This is a genomic window from Oerskovia sp. NPDC060287 (genome assembly GCF_042726775.1).
Taxonomy (GTDB): domain Bacteria; phylum Actinomycetota; class Actinomycetes; order Actinomycetales; family Cellulomonadaceae; genus Oerskovia; species Oerskovia merdavium.
On the sequence record NZ_JBHXBO010000004.1, the window covers coordinates 28,210 to 46,247 of the forward strand.

General features: G+C 72.2%; 15 protein-coding genes. 7 read left to right on the forward strand and 8 right to left on the reverse strand.

What is annotated here, in order from left to right:
* The first annotated feature begins 149 nt into the window (after nucleotides 1–149).
* Nucleotides 150–524, forward strand: coding sequence for a hypothetical protein (locus ACFWFR_RS00675; protein ID WP_377620506.1), 375 nt, complete (start codon nucleotides 150–152; stop codon nucleotides 522–524).
* Between the two features lie 120 nt (nucleotides 525–644).
* On the opposite strand, the gene ACFWFR_RS00680 is transcribed toward ACFWFR_RS00675, so the two are convergent.
* A complete protein-coding gene (locus tag ACFWFR_RS00680) occupies nucleotides 645–2,984 on the reverse strand; it encodes a choice-of-anchor A family protein (RefSeq protein WP_377620508.1) in 2,340 nt (779 codons plus the stop codon).
* Between the two features lie 502 nt (nucleotides 2,985–3,486).
* Between ACFWFR_RS00680 and glsA the strand changes: the two genes are divergently transcribed.
* Both glsA and ACFWFR_RS00690 read left to right on the forward strand, forming a co-directional pair.
* Nucleotides 3,487–4,509 carry a glutaminase A gene (gene glsA, locus ACFWFR_RS00685; RefSeq protein WP_377620510.1) on the forward strand — a complete coding sequence of 341 codons (1,023 nt, stop codon included), beginning with the start codon at nucleotides 3,487–3,489 and terminating at the stop codon, nucleotides 4,507–4,509.
* Nucleotides 4,506–6,143 carry an MFS transporter gene (locus tag ACFWFR_RS00690; RefSeq protein ID WP_377620511.1) on the forward strand — a complete coding sequence of 546 codons (1,638 nt, stop codon included), beginning with the start codon at nucleotides 4,506–4,508 and terminating at the stop codon, nucleotides 6,141–6,143. Before glsA ends, ACFWFR_RS00690 begins: the two co-directional genes overlap by 4 nt.
* Before the next feature lie 13 nt (nucleotides 6,144–6,156).
* Here the strand turns inward: ACFWFR_RS00690 and ACFWFR_RS00695 are convergent, their stop codons facing one another.
* From ACFWFR_RS00695 to hisC, 5 genes are all read right to left on the reverse strand, one after another.
* Complete coding sequence (locus ACFWFR_RS00695; protein WP_377620512.1) at nucleotides 6,157–7,596, reverse strand: dihydrolipoamide acetyltransferase family protein; 1,440 nt, start codon at nucleotides 7,594–7,596, stop codon at nucleotides 6,157–6,159.
* Between the two features lie 68 nt (nucleotides 7,597–7,664).
* Nucleotides 7,665–8,675 carry an alpha-ketoacid dehydrogenase subunit beta gene (locus ACFWFR_RS00700; protein WP_191805146.1) on the reverse strand — a complete coding sequence of 337 codons (1,011 nt, stop codon included), beginning with the start codon at nucleotides 8,673–8,675 and terminating at the stop codon, nucleotides 7,665–7,667.
* Complete coding sequence (gene pdhA / locus ACFWFR_RS00705; protein WP_318244623.1) at nucleotides 8,672–9,841, reverse strand: pyruvate dehydrogenase (acetyl-transferring) E1 component subunit alpha; 1,170 nt, start codon at nucleotides 9,839–9,841, stop codon at nucleotides 8,672–8,674. Before pdhA ends, ACFWFR_RS00700 begins: the two co-directional genes overlap by 4 nt.
* 382 nt (nucleotides 9,842–10,223) lie before the next feature.
* A complete protein-coding gene (locus tag ACFWFR_RS00710; protein WP_225220546.1) occupies nucleotides 10,224–10,505 on the reverse strand; it encodes a hypothetical protein in 282 nt (93 codons plus the stop codon).
* Nucleotides 10,506–10,550: 45 nt separating this feature from the next.
* Entirely contained in the window at nucleotides 10,551–11,666 is a 1,116-nt protein-coding gene (hisC, locus tag ACFWFR_RS00715) for a histidinol-phosphate transaminase (RefSeq protein WP_377620514.1), read from the reverse strand.
* A gap of 168 nt (nucleotides 11,667–11,834) precedes the next feature.
* On the opposite strand from hisC, the gene ACFWFR_RS00720 reads away from it, so the two are divergent.
* On the forward strand, nucleotides 11,835–12,224 hold the full coding sequence (locus tag ACFWFR_RS00720; RefSeq protein ID WP_377615311.1) for a phage holin family protein: 390 nt from the start codon (nucleotides 11,835–11,837) through the stop codon (nucleotides 12,222–12,224).
* Nucleotides 12,225–12,323: 99 nt separating this feature from the next.
* Nucleotides 12,324–12,761, forward strand: a complete 438-nt coding sequence (locus ACFWFR_RS00725) for a protein-tyrosine phosphatase family protein (RefSeq protein WP_377620516.1) — start codon at nucleotides 12,324–12,326, stop codon at nucleotides 12,759–12,761.
* A gap of 31 nt (nucleotides 12,762–12,792) precedes the next feature.
* On the opposite strand, the gene ACFWFR_RS00730 is transcribed toward ACFWFR_RS00725, so the two are convergent.
* Nucleotides 12,793–14,379, reverse strand: a complete 1,587-nt coding sequence (locus ACFWFR_RS00730) for a hypothetical protein (RefSeq protein ID WP_377620517.1) — start codon at nucleotides 14,377–14,379, stop codon at nucleotides 12,793–12,795.
* Nucleotides 14,376–14,675 carry a hypothetical protein gene (locus ACFWFR_RS00735; RefSeq protein ID WP_377620519.1) on the reverse strand — a complete coding sequence of 100 codons (300 nt, stop codon included), beginning with the start codon at nucleotides 14,673–14,675 and terminating at the stop codon, nucleotides 14,376–14,378. Before ACFWFR_RS00735 ends, ACFWFR_RS00730 begins: the two co-directional genes overlap by 4 nt.
* A 181-nt stretch (nucleotides 14,676–14,856) precedes the next feature.
* Here ACFWFR_RS00735 and purB point away from each other — a divergent pair, with 181 nt between their 5' ends.
* Both purB and ACFWFR_RS00745 read left to right on the forward strand, forming a co-directional pair.
* A complete protein-coding gene (purB, locus tag ACFWFR_RS00740; RefSeq protein ID WP_377620521.1) occupies nucleotides 14,857–16,329 on the forward strand; it encodes an adenylosuccinate lyase in 1,473 nt (490 codons plus the stop codon).
* Nucleotides 16,330–16,571: 242 nt separating this feature from the next.
* Nucleotides 16,572–17,930, forward strand: a complete 1,359-nt coding sequence (locus ACFWFR_RS00745; RefSeq protein WP_377620523.1) for a glycoside hydrolase family 6 protein — start codon at nucleotides 16,572–16,574, stop codon at nucleotides 17,928–17,930.
* Nucleotides 17,931–18,038: the final 108 nt, after the last annotated feature.

Below are 18,038 nucleotides of genomic sequence, written 5' to 3' on the forward strand. Positions count from 1 at the left end.
TCCTGTCCGGTCCACATGTTCGCGGTCTAGACTCACGCCAGCCCACGCGTCGTCCACCCCTGGAGCGGGCGCTCTCCGAGGACCCGGACGACGACGGCCCGCCGTCGGACCGACGTCCGACGGTCGAGATCGAGCAGAAGGATCCGCGCATGCCGCGTCAGAGAATCGCAGCACTCGCAGCAGCCAACCCCCTCCGCGCCCTCTCGGCACTCGTCCGGCTCGCTCGGGCCGACGGCCCCGGCGACGTCGAGAACCGCGCGACGCTGTGCCGCGTGTGCGCGTGGGACCTGGAGGAACCTGGCTGGACCCTCGACGGACCCACGCACGCGATCTGCGACTGCTGCGGGGCCGAGAGCGGGGTCGAGGACACCACGCCCGAGCGGATCATCGCGTACCGCCGCCGCTGGACCCGGGGCGGGCACGTGTGGTTCGACCCCTCCCGCATGCCCGAGGGCTGGTACTACGACGACGAGCTCCCGTACGACACGCAGGACCGCTGGCACGCGACGACCGGCCACGGGTAGCACCTCGCGCCGTCGGCGCCCCGGGAGGGGCATCCGGCAGCGAGCCGCCCCAGGACGGGCAGGTACCGTCCTTCCGCCCGGTGGAGCCCGGTACGGAAGGACGGTGCCTCGACGCCGGACCTACTCGCGACCCGCGAGGTGCCGGCGACGGGCCGCGACGATCGTGAGGCCGATCGCGACGAACAGGACCGAGACGCCCGCGAGCAGCGCGACGTCGGCGCCCGTCGAGGCGAGGTCGTCGCCGGGCGTGGTCGGGACCGTCGGGGTGGGCGTCGGGGTCGGGACCACGTCAGCCGTGTTCGTGACGACCACCTCGGCAGAGGCTCCCCCCGCCACCACGAGCCGGTTGGTCGCCCGGCCGTCGACCGTGATCGTGGGCGTGCCCCACGTGATGCCCGCGATCCCCGGCAACGAGATCTCCTCGAACGTGACGACCGTGCCCACGGGCAGGTCCTGGGGTCCGGTGACGAGCGTCCCGTCGGCGGGCACCTGGACGTCCTGGCTGACCGTCGTCCCGTTCACCTCGTAGGTGTAGCGCACCGTGAACACCGTGCCGTCCGGCACCTGCGCGTCGCCCTCGCCCGTCAGGGCCTTGGCGATCGAGAAGCCGCCGATCGTGCTGACGAACGTGTTCGTCACGGTCACCCCGACGATCCCGCTCTCCCCGGTACCGATCACGACCTGGTTCGGGTCGACCGTGGACCCCGACCACTCGTACGTGGTGCCGGCGAAGTCACCGGGCTCGGTCGTGAGCGCCGCCTCGGTGAAGGTGCACGTGCTCCCGACCGGGAACCAGGCCTCGCTGCCGTCCACCGTGGGGCGAGCCGTCGCCCCGGCGGCGACGCTCACGGTGCCCGACGACACCGCGGGATCGACTGCGACTCCGTCGACGTAGGCGCCGGCCGAGCACTGCCAGTCGACGTCGAAGCTCCGGTCCCCCACGTACCCGCCCGCGGGACCGGACACGACCTTGGTCACGTCGACCGTGCCGAGCAACGCATTGACGACGCCGATCGTGATCTCCTGCCCGTCCTCGGTGATCGTGAAGACGTTGGTGGCCTCACCGTCGATCGTGAAGACCGGCTCGGCCCATCGCCGGTCCCCGACGTCCACCAGGACCAGCTCACCGTCGACCTCCTGGTACACCCCGCTGAGGTCCTCGAGGATCACGCACGTCTCGCCCAGGGGGATGTTGCCGAAGACGGTGACCTCGTCGGCCTTGACGGCCCAGCGCGTCACGAAGATCGCACCTCCGGGGAGGCTGCAGCGGGCAGAGCCCGTGAAGACGAGGTCCGTGAGCCCGGACCCGGGGGTCACGCTCTTGGTCACGCTGACCGACCCGACCTCGGTCGGGATCGGCGGGACCTCGTCCTCGCACGGGAACGCGTAGTTCCACGGGTAGTTGTGGTGCTCGGTGCCCGCTCCGCCCATCGTGTGGTCACCACCGACGAGGATGCGGCCGTTGGTGCTGGTCGTCGCCGTGAGGTCGATCTCCGGGCCCAGGATCGACCCCATGAACTGACCGTTCTGGCCGATCGACACCTGCGTGTCGCCCGTGAAGTTCCACAGCAGGCTCGACGCGAAGGCCCCGAACCCGGGGAAGCCGAACGCGTCGACCCGCACGCCGTCCGCGGTGAAGTCCTGGGGCGAGAAGGTCACGGGCCCCCCGGTCACGTTGACCACGATCGAGTCGCCGCCGGGGATGCCGTTGAACTGGATAGCGTTCGAGCCGTCGAGCGTCGCGGCGTCGACCTCGAACACCTGGAGCCCCGGGTGGGCCGGGTCGTCGGCCCCCGCGGTGAAGATCACCGTGTCACCCGTGCGGGCCGCCGTGCCGTTCGCAGCGAACGCGGCCATCTCGGCCGAGACGTCGATCATCTCCTGGGGGAAGACGTCCGGGTCGTACGGGGACAGCGCGGGGCCCTGCCCCATGTTCTCGATGGCTCCCGCACCGTTCGTCAGGAGCCGGGAGTCACCGTCGATCGTGCCGCCGACGTGCACGGCGCCCCCTCCCGCGGTCCCCGCGCCGACGTCCACGGCCGAGGTCGGACCGATGGTCAGGTCACCGCCCACGGCCAGCATGGTCGAGCCGGGCGTGGGCACCGAGCCGGACCCTGCGCCCACGACGCCGACGTTGAAGATCCCGTCCCGCTCGAAGCTCGCGTTCCCGTGGACGACCAGCAGGCCCTCCGACTCGGCTGCGTCCTCGTTCGCGGTGAAGTCACCGCCGACGTAGACCGCGACGGCGTTGTCCGTGAACAACGGCGGCCCGACGGTCCCGTCGCTGTCACCGTCCGGGCACGTCGGCAGCTGCTCGGCCGCGGCAGGGGCGACGAACGGACCCAGGGCCGCGGCCCCGAAGGTCATCACCGCACCGAGCACGAGCACCGACGTCGAGGCGACCAGTCGCCTGCGCGGAGGCGCCGCCGCTCGTCCGGACAGAGGGGTCTCGCTGGTCATGTCACGCCCTTTCCTCGGTGGGTGCTGACAGTCTCAGGCCGAGGAACGGGGTGGGCAACCGGTGGTAGGTATTCACCGGGCCGCCGTGCGCGTCCAGGTCACGGCCCCGTCACCCGACGATGCACCGCGTCCAGGTCGGCGCGTCGCACGAGCACCCCGTGCGCGTCCCGCTCCCAGCACCGACCGGCCGCGTCGGAGAACGTCATGAGGCCACCACGGCAGCGAGCGTCCCGATCGCGATGAGCGAGTTCAGGACGAACGTCAGGACCAGCTCGTTCTCGACGATCCAGGCTTCCACGCACCGATCTTGGCGCGTCGGCGTCCGGAGCGCACGGCCGTCGGCTCGGCGGCCGGTCGATGTCGCGCCTCGGTCGGGCACCACCCCCGACAGGCAGGGCGCGGGCTCTCGGCGCGTGTCGTCTCCTCACGCCCCGCTCGGGACGTCGAGGGTGTAGAAAGACAGAGGCCCGGGCAGTTCTCAGCACTCGAGAGGGGCGAGGCGATGGACCTGGCGACGGACGTCGACGGTGTCGAGCAGGAGGTGGCGACGGGGACGCTGCCGGGGTGGGACCAGGTCGAACGGCTCGTGCACGCGGCTCACGAGCGGTGTCGTGCCCATGACGGCGGTCAGGTGGCGGACTACATCCCCGTGCTCGCCGAGGTGGATCCGGGGCTCTTCGGCGTCGTCGTGGCCGAGTCGGGTGGAGAGGTGCACGCCGTCGGGGACGCCGACGTCGAGTTCTCGGTCCAGTCGATCTCCAAGGCGTTCGTGTACGCGCTGGTGTGCGAGGCGTACGGGCACCAGGAGGTGCTCGAGCGCGTCGGGGTGAACAACACGGGCCTGGCGTTCAACTCGGTCATGGCGGTCGAGCTCAACGACGGGCACCCCCGGAACCCGATGGTCAACGCGGGGGCGCTCGCCACGACGGCCCTGATGCCCGGTGCGACGCCGGCGGAGCAGTGGGAGAACGTCCGCACGGGCCTGTCACGGTTCGCCGGGCGCCAGCTCGAGCTCGACGGGGTCGTGTACCGCTCGGAGGCCGAGACGAACATGCGCAACAAGGCGATCGCCCGGCTGCTGGAGAGCTACGGCCGGATCCGGACCGACCCCCTCGAGGTGGTCGACGTGTACACGCGGCAGTGCGCGCTGCGGGTCAGCGCCCGCGATCTCGCGGTCATGGGCGCGACGCTCGCGGACGGGGGCGTCAACCCGGTCACGGGCGAACGCGTGGTCTCGGCGCAGGTGTGCCGCGACACCCTCGCCGTCCTGGCCTCGACCGGGATGTACGAGAGCTCGGGAGAGTGGCTCTTCGAGATCGGGCTCCCCGCGAAGTCGGGCGTCTCGGGCGGGATCGTCGCCGTCGCGCCCGGCAAGGGCGCGATCGGCACCTTCTCCCCGCTCCTGGACCCCGCCGGGAACAGCGTCCGCGGGCAGCGAGCCACGGCCTACCTGTCCCGGGCCTTGGGCCTGAACCTCTTCGCGTCTTCCGTGCACGTGCCCGAACGAACGGAGCCCTCCGCATGAGCCGAACCGATGCAGCCGCAGGAACGACCGTCGAGGAACGCCGGTCGTGGGTCCCGATGGTGGGGCTGTTCCTCGCCCAGGTCCTCATGTCCTTCAACGTCGCGGCCCTGCCCGTCTCGTTGGGCGGGATGGTCGAGGAGTTCGGCGTCCCTCCGACGGTCGTGAGCTCGACCATCGTCGTCTACGGGCTCGCCGTCGCGGCGCTCGTCATGACGGGTGCCAAGCTCGGCCAGCGCATCGGGTGGGTCGTGGTCTTCCGCGTCGTGGTCGCGACCTTCGCCGCCTCGGCACTGATGATGATCTTCTCCCCGACGGTCGGCTGGGCCATCGCGGGCCAGGCCGTGGCCGGGGCCTCGGCCGCGATCATCGTGCCGGCGCTCGTCGCGCTCATCGCGGAGAACTACCACGGCGCCCAGCAGGCGACCGCGATCGGGTCGCTCGGCTCGGCCCGCGCGATCTCCGGGGTCAGCGCCTTCTTCATCGGCGGCGCGCTCGGCACGCTCGTGGGATGGCGGCCCGTGTTCGGGATCGTGCTCGCGCTCGCGGTGGCCGTCTTCGTGTTCAGCTTCCGCCTGCGCTCGGACCGCGGCGACCCCGGGATCAGGATCGACCTGGTCGCTGCCGTGCTCATCGGCGCCGCGATCGTCCTCCTGACGTTGGGCTTCAACAACCTCAACGCCTGGGGGCTGCTCTACGCGACGCCCGAGGCGCCCTTCTCGGTCCTGGGGGTCTCGCCCGCACCGCTGTTCGTCGTGGTGGGCGTCGTCCTGGGGCAGACCTTCTTCTGGTGGACACGACGGCGAGCCGCGGCCGGCAAGGTCCCGCTCGTCGACCTCAGCGTCTTGGGGGCCTCGAGCGAGCGCGCCGCGGTGTACGCGATGTTCATCGTCGTCGCGCTCGAGGCGGCCCTGAACTTCACCGTGCCGCTCTACATCCAGATCGTGCAGGGCCGCACCCCGTTCGACACCGCGCTCGCGATGATGCCCTTCAACCTCACCGTGTTCGTCACCGCCACCCTGGTCGTGCGGTTCTACGGACGGTTCAGCCCCCGGGTCATCGGCGTCTTCGGCTTCGTCCTCACGACGGTCGGGCTCGCCTGGCTCGCGCTCGTGGTCACGAACAACTGGGAGACCCTCCCGACGATCCTGGGGCTGTTCGTGTTCGGGGTGGGGCAGGGTGCGCTGGTCACGCTCGTGTTCAACGTCCTCGTGACCTCGGTCCCCAAGACCCTCGCGGGAGACGTCGGATCGATCCGCGGCACCACGCAGAACCTCGCCTCGGCCGTCGGCACGGCCGTCGTCGGTGCCATGCTCGTGACGATCCTCGGGATCTCGGTGGGACGCGCGGTCGTCGAGCACCCCGAGCTGCCCCCCTCGCTCGTCGCCCAGGTCGACCTCGACTCGGTCAACTTCGTCAGCAACGACGACCTGCGCGAGGTCCTCGCGGCCACGGACGCGAGCACCGCCCAGGTGGACGCCGCCGTCGCCCTCAACGAGCAGGCGCGCCTGGACACCCTGCGCATCGGGCTGCTCGTCCTCGCCGCGATCAGCGCCACGGCGATCTTGCCCGCCAGCCGGCTCCCGGGCTACCGGCCCGGCGAGATCCCCGACCCCTCCCCCGAGGACACGGAATGACCGGCGTCCGCCGTCAGCCCCAGACGAGCGCCTGGGCCGGGTCCTCGAGGATCTTCGCGACGTCGCTCAGGACGTAGGCGCCCAGCGCGCCGTCGACCAGGCGGTGGTCGAAGCTCAGCGCGAGCTGCGTGACCCAGCGCTTCTTGATCTTGCCCTTGTGGACCCACGGCTGCTCGCGGATCGCGCCGAACGCGAGGATCGCGGCCTCGCCCGGGTTGAGGATCGGGGTGCCGGTGTCGATCCCGAACACGCCCACGTTGGTGATCGTGATGGTCCCGTCGGACATGTCGGCGGGCGTGGTGCGCCCGGCGCGAGCGGTGGCCGTGAGGTCGGACAGGCCCTGCGCGAGCCCCTTGAGGTCGAGGCGGTGCGCGTCCTTGATGTTGGGCACGACGAGCCCGCGCGGCGTGGCGGCCGCGATCCCCAGGTTCACGTAGTGCTTGTAGACGATCTCCTGCGCGGCCTCGTCCCAGCTCGCGTTGATGTCCGGGTGGCGGCGGACCGCGAGCAGCAGGGCCCGTGCCGTGATGAGCAGGGGCGTGACGCGCACGTCCTTGAACTCGCGGTCCTCGCGGAGCTTCGCGACGAGCTTCATGGTCTTGGTGACGTCGACCGTGTGGAACTCGGTCACGTGCGGGGCCGTGAAGGCGCTCTGGACCATGGCCTCGGCCGTGCGCTTGCGCACCGACTTCACGGGCACGCGCGTCTGGCGTCCGTCGGGGGTCACCGACGACCCCGTACCGGCGTCGTTGAGCCACGGCGAGTCGTCGCCCGCGTAGGTCGCGAGCGTGCGCGGCTCGGAGCGCGCGCTGTAGGCGAGCACGTCCTCGCGCGTGATGATCCCGCCGGGACCGGTCGCGGGGACCGACGCGAGCTCGACGCCCAGGTCACGGGCGAGCTTGCGCACGGGGGGCTTGGCGAGGACGGTGCGTCCGGCGGTCGCGGCCGAGACCAGGGCACGGATGGGGCCCGACGGCGCAGGTCGCACGGGCGCTGCGGCCGCCGGTACCGCGACGGGCGCGGCAGGTGCGACGACGGGAGGGGCGGGCTCCGCCGTCGGGCCGGAGAGGGCCGCGGCAGCCCCGCGGCGCGGGCGACGCGCGCTCGCCTGCTCGGCGACGCCGTAGCCGACCAGGACCGCGCCGCTGCCCGACGCCTCCCCTGCCGCAGGCTCCGCGGCCGGGGCACCGGCCGACGCGGCGCCCGACGGGTCGGTGTCGACCACGATGATCGGGACGCCGACCTCGACCGTGTCCCCCTCGGCGACGAGCAGCTCGGCGACGACGCCCGTGTAGGGCGACGGGAGCTCGACGAGCGACTTGGCCGTCTCGATCTCCACGATCGTCTGGTTCACCGTGACCTCGTCACCCACGGCGACGTGCCACTGCACGATCTCCGCCTCGGTGAGTCCTTCGCCGGCGTCAGGGAGCTTGAACTGCTCGAAGGTGGGCACTGCCTGCTCCTCGGGTGATCGTGGTGCTGTGGTCTGGGGGTGGTGCGACGGGCCGGGCGGGACCGGGCCTAGAACGCCATGGCGCGGTCGACCGCGTCGAGGACCCGGTCGAGGCTCGGCAGGTACTCGTGCTCGAGCTTGGCGACGGGGTACGGCGTGTGGAAACCGCCTACGCGCAGCACGGGCGACTGGAGCGAGTAGAAGCACTCCTCGGTCACGCGCGCGGCGATCTCGGCTCCTGAGCCGAGGTACGTCGCAGCCTCGTGCACGACGACGCAGCGCCCGGTCTTGCGGACCGACGCGACGACGGTCGCGGTGTCGAGCGGCGAGATGTTGCGCAGGTCGACGACCTCGATGCTCGTGCCCTCGGCAGCGGCTGCCGCGGCGACCTTGAGCGCGGTCGGGACGGTCGGGCCGTACGCGACGAGCGTCAGGTCCGTGCCCTCGCGCACCACGACCGCCGAGTTGAGCGTCGAGTCGCCCACGGGGCCGTCGAGCACGACGTCGCCCTTGTCCCAGTAGCGGCCCTTGGGCTCGAAGAACAGCACGGGGTCCGGCGAGGCGATGGCCTCGCGGATCATCGAGTAGGCGTCCTGCGGGGTCGACGGCGACACGACGCGCAGCCCGGGGGTGTGCGCGAACAGCGCCTCGGGGCTCTCGCTGTGGTGCTCGACCGCGCCGATCCCGCCGCCGAACGGCACCCGGATGACCACGGGGAGCTGGAGGCGCCCGCGCGAGCGGTAGTGCATCTTGGCGAGCTGGGTCGTGATCTGGTCGTAGGCCGGGAAGATGAACCCGTCGAACTGGATCTCGCACACGGGCCGGTAGCCGCGCAGCGCGAGCCCGATCGCCGTGCCGACGATGCCCGACTCGGCGAGCGGGGTGTCGACCACACGGTCCTCGCCGAAGCTCGCCTGGAGGCCGTCGGTCACGCGGAAGACTCCGCCGAGGGGGCCGATGTCCTCGCCCATGAGCAGGACCTTGGGGTCGCTCGCGAGCGACGCGCGCAGGCCCTCGTTGATGGCCTTGCCCAGCGTGAGGCGGGACGTGGTGGTTGCCGTGGTGGTCGGCGCGCTCATCGTGCTCCTCCGTGCTGGTCGTGCGTGCGGGACGCGCCGTCGTCCGTGAAGGACGCCTCGTACTCCTCGAACCACTGGCGCTCGGCCGTGACGACCGAGTGCTCGGTCGCGTAGACGTGGTCGAACATGGACTCGGTCGAGGGGCGGCCCAGGCCGCGGACGAACGTCCGCAGGCGCTCGCCGAGCGCGTCGCCCTCGGCCGCGAGGTCCGCGGCCCACTGCTCGTCCCACGCGCCCTCGGCCTCGAGGAGGAGGCGCAGGCGGTCGATGGGGTCCCGACGACGCCACAGCGCCTCCTGCTCGGAGGTCCGGTAGCGCGTGGGGTCGTCCGAGGTGGTGTGGGCGCCCATGCGGTACGTGTAGGCCTCGATGAACGTGGGGCCGCCACCGGAGTGGGCCCGCTCGATCGCTTCGGCCGTCGCGGCGTAGCACGCGAGGACGTCGTTGCCGTCGACGCGGACGCTCGGGACCCCGAACCCGTGCGCGCGCTGGTAGATGGGCACGCGAGACTGCTTGGTCGTGGGCTCGGAGATGGCCCACTGGTTGTTCTGGCAGAACAGCACGAGCGGCGCGTTGTTGACCGCGGCGAAGACCAGCGCCTCGCTCACGTCGCCCTGGGACGTCGCGCCGTCACCGAAGTAGGTGACGACCGCGGTGTCCTTGGTCGGGTCGCCCGTGCCGACCAGGCCGTCACGCTGCACGCCCATGGCGTAGCCCGTCGCGTGGAGCGTGTGCGAGCCGATCACGAGCGTGTACAGGTGGAAGTTGTGCTCGTCCGGGTCCCAGCCGCCGTGGTCGACGCCGCGGAACTGGCGCAGGATGTCGGCGAGGTCGAGACCGCGCGTGTGGGCGACCCCGTGCTCCCGGTAGGACGGGAAGACGTAGTCCTGCGGCGACAGCGCGCGGCCCGAGCCGATCTGCGCGGCCTCCTGGCCGAGCGACTGCGGGAAGAGCCCGAGCTCGCCCTGGCGCTGGAGCGACGTGGACTCGTCGTCGAACCTCCGGGTCAGGACCATGTCGCGGTACAGGCCGCGCAGGGCGTCGGCGTCCAGGTGGGCGACGCGCTCACGGTAGGCCGCGTTCTCGGGGGTCTCGACCCGCTCGCCGGCCGGGGTCAGGAGCTGCAGGAGCTCCGCGTCGACCGGGAGACCTGCCCCGGTGTCGATCTGCGGGTCAGCGGAGGACCCGACCTCGGGATCTGCTGCAACGGCGGTGTTCTGCTGGTTCACACGCTCTCCTTGGGTGCGGCCGGAGGCGGGGGCCCGGGTCGCTCGGGGGGTCGGTCCTCGGTCGTCTCCGACCGAACCTACGTTACCGTAGCTTACGCAAGCGTAGGCTACGAGTGCGTAGCTTCCTCCGCCATTGGAGGACAAACCTGGCCCGCCCGTCTTTGGAGGTTCCCTCCAAACGCCCGAGGGGCACTTCCAGGTCTCACCGGGCACGGACGACCGGATCGTTGGCACATTCCGTCAGGTCCGGCGCCGCCCGGCCCACCCCGGGCGCGCGGCGCGCGAGCGATGCGGGGGTCTGCCCACCGAGACGTGGGGGTCAGCCCGGCGGGTACGTCCCGGAGTACCCGGCCTGCGCCCGCAGGGCGTCACGCTCTCGCGTGACGGGCCACGTCGAGAACGCGAACACCAGGAACATCACGATGTTCAGCAGCGGCACGATCCCGACGAGCACCCACCACCCCGAGTAGCCGGCCTTGCGGATGATCTGGATGTAGGCGATCAGGAAGATGATCGCGACGGCAGCCCAGATGATCAGGGCGGCAGTGCCGAAGAGCCAGCTGTACTCGTCCGGGATCTGGTCGACCGAGGGAGTGTCCATGACGCGAGTCTTCTCTCGGTGGACCCCTCCGGCAACAGGTACCGGCTACCGCCAGCCTGCCGCGACCCGCAGGAACGCCGCGGTCGCCTCCTCCTCGCCCACGCTCACCCGGATGCCCTCGCCCGCGAACGGGCGCACCAGCAGACCGGCAGCCGACGCGCCCACGGCGAGCTCCGCCGTCGGGCCGCCGAGCGGGAACCACACGAAGTTCGCCTGCGTCTCCGGCAGGTCCCACCCCTGGTCGCGCAGCCCCTCGACCAGACGCTCGCGCCGCGAGACCAGGTGCTCGACGCGCTCGAGCAGCTCGTCCTTGACCGACAGCGCCGCGAGCGCCGCGCGCTGCGCGACGTGCGAGACACCGAAGGGCGTCGAGACCGCGCGGATGCCCACCGCGAGCGCGGGCTCGGCGACCGCGTAGCCCACGCGCAGCCCCGCCAGGCCGTACGCCTTGGACAGCGTGCGCAGCAGCACCACGTTGGGGTGCGCGGCGAGGACCGCGAGGCCGTCGGGAGCCTGCGGGTCGCGCACGAACTCGAGGTAGGCCTCGTCGAGGACGACCAGGACGTCGCCCGGCACGGACGCGAGGAACGTCGCGAGCTCGTCGGCGTGCACCACCGGGCCCGTCGGGTTGTTGGGCGTGCAGACCAGGACCACGCGCGTGCGGTCGCTGATCGCCGCGGCCATCGCGGGCAGGTCGAGGCGACCGTCCTGCGTCACGGGCACGCGCACCGAGGTGCCGCCCGCGACCGCGACCGCGATCGGGTACGCCTCGAACGAGCGCCACGGGTAGACGACCTCGTCGCCCGCGTCCACGACGGCCGACAGGATGTGCGCGAGGACGGCCACCGAGCCGTTGCCCACGACGACCTGCGCCGCGTCCACCCCCAGGTCCGTGGCGAGCGCCTCGGTCAGGTCGGTCGCGTACATGTCGGGGTACCGGTTGGTGTCCGCGGCCGCGTCGACGATCGCCGCGACGACCGCGGCGGGCGGCGGGTACGGGTTCTCGTTGGACGACAGCTTGAACGCGCTCGACCCGGGCGCGAGGCGCGCGCCCGGCACGTAGGCCGGCAGGGCGGCGACCGCGGCACGGAGGGGCACGCGGAGGGCCTGGGACGCTGACGCTGCTGCGGACGTGGGCACGGAGGGCGTGGGGCTGGTCACGCCCACCAGGATGCCACCCCGTCCCGCAGCCCGACGGCGTCGCTCACCTCGCGGGCCGGGCGCGGCGGGCCGGGGTACGGCGCGAGGCGTGGCCGGCCGCGGGGGCCGGATCGGCGCGACCGCGTGTACGGGAGACCTCTCACAGCGGGCGGTGGCAGGATGACACGCATGAGCTTCGTCATCCGCGTCATCGTCACCGGCATCGCGATCTGGCTCACGAGCCTGTTCATGAGCAGCCACTTCGAGATCGTCGGCTCCGACACCGTCGGCGGCCAGATCGTGATCGTCCTCGCCGTGGCCCTCATCTACTCGCTGGTCAACGCGATCATCAAGCCGATCGTCCAGATCATCTCGATCCCGCTCTACATCCTCACGCTGGGCCTGTTCACGCTCGTCGTGAACGCCCTCATGCTGATGCTCACGGCGTGGATCACCGAGCAGACGGACTGGGGCATCCGCATCGACGGCGGGTTCTGGTGGGCGCTCCTCGCCGCGCTGATCATCGGCGTCCTGAACTTCGCGATCTCCGCGGTGGTCGCACCCAAGGCGCGGGTCTGACCGACCGCCGGGTCCAGGGGCGGGCGCGGGCCGTGCCCCGTCCCCGCACCCGGCCCCGGCCCCGGCGCTGCCCGGTACCGACCGTGGAGATGGACACCCATGAGCCTGTGGAGCGACACCACGGCAGGACTCGTCGTCCTGCCGGGTGGACGACGTGTTCGCGGTCGTGGCCTGCACGCCGGGCCGCCTGACCTGACCGAGGCCCCGGAGCTCGGGCTCTATCTCACTGCGCGGCCGCACGTCGAGGTCGCGTGGGAGTCGCGGTGGATCAGCTGGCCGGACTTCCGCCTCCCCCGCTCGTCGTCGGACGCGGTCGCAGCGCTCCGGGACGCGTTCGAACGCTCGGCCTCGTCGCGGGTGGAGATCGCGTGCGACGGCGGCACGGGCCGCACCGGCACCGCGATGGCGATCCTCGCCCGGCTCGCCGGGATCCCGGCCGACGACGCCGTCGCCTGGGTGCGCGCCCACTACCGCGAGCGGGCGGTCGAGACCCCGGGGCAGAGACGCTTCGTCTCCCGCGTCGAGCTGGCTCGTTGAACCGTCCACGGCGGACCGCCGTGGACGTCCCTCAACCACTGCGCGACCTCTCGAGCCCCTCCACGAACCCGGCCACCCCGGGCGGGGTCAGGGCGCGCGCCGCAGCAGCGGGATCGAGCTCGAGCGTCCCGCGGAAGTAGCGCGCCTCGACACGCTCCCCCGACACGGCCGCGTCGATCGCGGCGAGGTTGTCGGCGAGCCCGGGCTGGCCGACCTCGCGCGCCCGCCCGAGGACCTCGACGTGGAACGGCACACCGTGCGGCACCTTCCCCCCGGTGCCGGGAGCCCCCTGCGCCTCCAGGTCCGCCCGGACGGTGACACGGTCCCGGCCGACGGGGTTGTCGGTGCCGTCGAGCTGGGACACGCCCTCCTGCTCGATCTCGACGTGCGTGCCCCGCACCCCGGCGGGCAGGGTCGCACCTCCCACGGGGGCGCCGGCGGTCAGGACGTGCCGGACGTCGTAGCGGGGGCCGCTCGCGCCACCCGTCGCCGCGGCTGCTCCCGTCCCGGCGGCGGTGCCCGTCACCGCGGTCGCGACGGCCATCGCGACCATGCCTCCTTGCGAGTGCCCCACGATCAGGACCTCCTCGCCCGCAGGGATCTCGGCCTGCCGCATGGCCTCGAGGACGAACGCCGTGCTGTCGGCGTCGGCGCCCTGCACCAGGTCGAAGTTGGAGGTCATGCTGAACGGCGTCGTCGAGCTCCCCAGCTGCGTGCCCGGTACGGTCACGACCCATGTCGCGCGGTCGTCCGCTCCGACGTACCTCTCGACCGACACGACCGAGTCGGGCAGGTCGTTGCCCTTGCCGTAGACCACGTCGATCCCCGACAGCAGCGCCTCGGCGCTGTGCGCCACCGGCTTGGCGAACCCCACGGGCAGGGCGTCCCCCGTGAGCTCGGTCGTCGTGACGTCCGGGGCGAACAACCCCCGGTACGGCTGCGACACCCCGCGCAGCGCCCCCGCGGCCCGGCCCACGCTCGACTGCCCCGTCAGGGCCGCTCCGGGAACCAGGAGGCCGATGCCCACGCTCGCCCCCTGGACGATCTCGTCGTGGTAGGCGCCCGAACCCGTGAGGAGACGCGCCGGCTGGAAGCCCTGACCTGTCGCCAACCCGTTCCTGACGCTCACGATCCCCATGCCGACGAAGACCCCGACCCCCGCCACCGGCACCCTCGCGAGCCACGACAGCAACGCCTCAGTACCCGACTCACCCTCCTCGTAGATCCCGGCGGCGTTCCTGAGCCGGTCGACGAGGCCTTGGAGCATCCCCTCGACCGAGACCAGCGCCTCGGTCAGAGCCACGATCTCGTCGAGCAGCGCCGCGCGGGCCGCGAGGACCTCGACCGGGACCGGCGCCCACGAGCCCGGCATGCCACGGAGCAGGGACTGCCCGGCGTAGCACGCGGCCGTGCCGTCGACCCAGCGCACCGACGACGAGGGCCCGGAGAGCAGCCCGCTGACCAGGCCTTGCGCCCGCCGTGCTCCGACGAGCGCGGCCTCGACGCGCTGCGCGGCCACTCCGACCACGAGCGCGGCCGCCACCAGGTCCGCGGTCTCCACGAACGTGACGCCCCCTGAGACCACGATCCCCGCGGTGGGGTCGGACGTCCCGCTCATCGCAGGCTCGCCTCGGCGTTCGCGGCCTCGACGGTCCGGACGTACCTCGTGGCCGCACCCACGGCTCCGTCCGCGACCCGGTCCACGCGGTGCAGCTCGCGGACGGCCTCCTCGACGAGGGCGCGGTAGCCCTCGGACGCCTCGCCTCGCCAGGCGATCGTGGTGCTCTGGTCCACGAGGGGGATCGCTGCGGCCGCCTGAGCGGCAGCCTGCTGCAGCTCGGGTCGTGGATCGACCACGTCGAGCGCGGGAGACCAGGCGGGGGTGGCTCCCGGGAGGGCGGAGAAGGTCGACATGCGACGACCGTAAGGACGCGGGCCGGGAGTCCGCCCGCCCCTCCGGCCCGGCTGTGGGAAAGGACGTCACCAGCGGGCCTGTGCACGGCCCGGGTGCACGCGCTCAGCAGTGCCCCGCCCGTGCCCAAGCTGACGACGAGACGCCCGCTCCGCCGTCGGGCACGCGTGGGAGAATGGCGCCATGCCTACGGACTCCGCCGACTCCGCCGCGCCTGTGACCACCTCCCAGCGCGCCACGCTCGCCGACATCACCCCGCCCATCGCCCTGGGCCCGCTCGACGGGCGCTACCGCGGCGCCGTCGCGCCCCTGGTCGACCACCTGAGCGAGGCCGCGCTCAACCGCGAGCGCCTCCACGTCGAGGTCGAGTGGCTCATCGCCCTCACCGAGGGCCCCGTGGTCCCGGGCGCGCCCACGCTGAGCGACGCCGAGAAGGCGTACCTGCGCGCGATCGTCACGGACTTCGACGCCGCGGGCATCGCCGAGCTGGGCGAGATCGAGCGCGTCACGGTCCACGACGTCAAGGCGATCGAGTACTACATCAAGCGTCGCCTCGAGGCCGCCCCGAGCGTCCTGGGCGAGGGCACGGTCCTGCCGTCCGCGGGCGAGCTCGTGCACTTCGCGTGCACGAGCGAGGACATCAACAACCTGTCGTACGCGCTCATGGTGCAGGGCGCCGTGCGCGACGTGTGGCTGCCCGCCGCGACGGCCCTCGCGGACCAGCTCGCGGACATGGCGCGCGAGCACGCGGCCGTCCCGCTGCTGAGCCGCACGCACGGCCAGCCCGCGACGCCGTCGACGCTGGGCAAGGAGCTGGCGGTGCTCGCGCACCGCCTGCGCCGCCAGCTGCGCCGCATCGAGGGCGCCGAGTACCTCGGCAAGCTCAACGGCGCGACGGGCACCTACGGCGCGCACACGGTCGCCGTCCCGGGCGTCGACTGGCCGGCCGTCTCGAAGTCCTTCGTGGAGAGCCTCGGCCTCACGTGGAACCCGCTGACGACGCAGATCGAGTCGCACGACTGGCAGGCCGAGCTCTACAGCGACATGGCCCGCTTCAACCGCATCCTCCACAACCTCAGCACCGACGTGTGGACGTACATCTCGCTCGGCTTCTTCAAGCAGATCCCGGTGCCAGGCGCGACGGGGTCCTCGACCATGCCGCACAAGGTCAACCCGATCCGCTTCGAGAACGCCGAGGCGAACCTCGAGATCTCCTGCGCGCTGCTCGACACGCTCGCCTCGACGCTCGTGACCTCGCGCCTGCAGCGCGACCTCACGGACTCGACGACGCAGCGCAACATCGGCCCGGCGTTCGGCCACTCGCTGCTCGCGGTGGACAACGTCTCGCGCGGCCTGCGCGCCCTCGCGGTCAACGCAGACCTGCTCGCTGCGGACCTCGACGCCAACTGGGAGGTGCTCGGCGAGCCCATCCAGTCGGCCATGCGCGCGGCCTCGGTCGCGGGCGTCCCCGGCATGGAGAACCCGTACGAGCGCCTCAAGGACCTCACGCGGGGGCACCGCCTGACGGGCGAGGAGATGCGGGAGTTCGTCCAGGGCCTCGGCCTGCCCGACGACGTCACGCGCCGCCTCACGGACCTCACCCCGGGCACGTACACGGGTATCGCGGAGCAGCTCGTGGGCGAGTACCTGGACTGAGTCCGGGTTCGCTCGGGCTGCCGAGAACGAGGTTGCGGTCGTTGTCCGTCGGATAGCGGCCGCAACCTCGTTCTGGGCGGGCGCGGGACGGCGCGAGCAGGGCTGACCTAAACGATTCACCCCCTGCCCGGGGCCCGGACCCCGGACCTACCCTCGAGCCGTCCGACGCCGCCCCCGGCAGCGCGTCCGGACGGCGGACGGCGACGAGGCCGACCGTCCCGCACGGCGAGGAACGGTGGACCATGCCAGACCCCAGAACGCGCACAGCACTGACCGCCTCCGCGGTCGCCGTCGGACTGGTCGTGGCTGCCGCAGGCGCGGTCACGGCCGCGCAGGCCGCGCCCACGAACGGGTGCCGCGTCGACTACGCCGTCTCGAGCCATTGGACCGGCGGGTTCCAGGGAACCGTCGACGTCACCAACCTCGGCTCGCCCGTCAGCTCCTGGGAGCTGGCCTGGACCTTCGCCGACGGCCAACAGGTGTCCCAGGCGTGGAACGGCACCGCGCAGCAGGCCGGCAGCTCGGTCGTGGTCCGCAACGTGGCCCACAACGGGTCGCTCGCGACCGGGGCGAGCGCGTCGTTCGGCTTCATCGGGTCATGGCAGGGCGCCAACTCGGTCCCGGTGTCGTTCTCGCTCGGCGGCACGGTGTGCACGGGGAAGGTCACGCCGACGACGGAACCGACGCAGGAGCCCACGCCCACCCCGACGCCGACGCCGACGCCGACGCCGACCGATGAGCCCACGTCCGGGCCGTCGACGCCGTCCGCCCTCTACGTCGACACCACGACCCAGGCGTACACCGCCTGGAGCACGTCCTCCGGCACCACGCGGACCCTGCTGGAGAAGATCGCCCTGACCCCTCAGTCGTACTGGGTGGGGAACTGGGACGACGCCGCGCACGCCCGCGACGAGGTCGCGGACTACACGGGTCGCGCCGTGGCTGCGGGCCGCACGCCCCTGCTGACGGTCTACGCGATCCCCGGACGCGACTGCGGCAACCACTCCGCAGGGGGTGTGGGCACGAGCGAGTACGCGCGCTGGATCGACACCGTCGCGGCGGGGATCCAGGGCGAGCCCTGGGTGGTCCTCGAGCCCGACGCCCTCGCCCAGCTCGGCGACTGCTCCGGGCAGGGAGACAGGGTCGGATACCTGCGCTATGCGGCGCAGGTGCTCAGCGAGGCCGGCGCGCACGTCTACATCGATGCCGGGCACTCAGCCTGGTTGAGTGCCGGCGAGGTGGCTTCCCGGCTCCAGCAGGTCGGCTTCGATCATGCCGAGGGGTTCGCGCTCAATACCTCGAACTACCGGACCACGGCCGAGTCGCGCGCCTACGGCGAGCAGGTGTCGGCGGTGGTCGGTGGCAAGCCGTTCGTGATCGACACGTCGCGCAACGGCAACGGGTCGAACGGCGAGTGGTGCAACCCCCGCGGCCGTGCCCTCGGCGAGCGACCACGGCTCGTCGACGACAGCACCCACCTGGCCGCGCTCCTGTGGGTCAAGCTGCCGGGCGAGAGCGACGGTGCCTGCAACGGCGGCCCCGCCGCCGGGGCGTGGTGGCAGGACGTGGCGCTGGAGCTCGCGGCCAACGCGCAGTGGTGACGATCGGCGCAACCGAGAAGTGAGTAGATGCCCCTGGATCTTGGGGAGAGGGGGAGAGATAACAAAGAAGCCCGCCGGGGGGAGGCCAACCCCACAGAAAAACCGGGG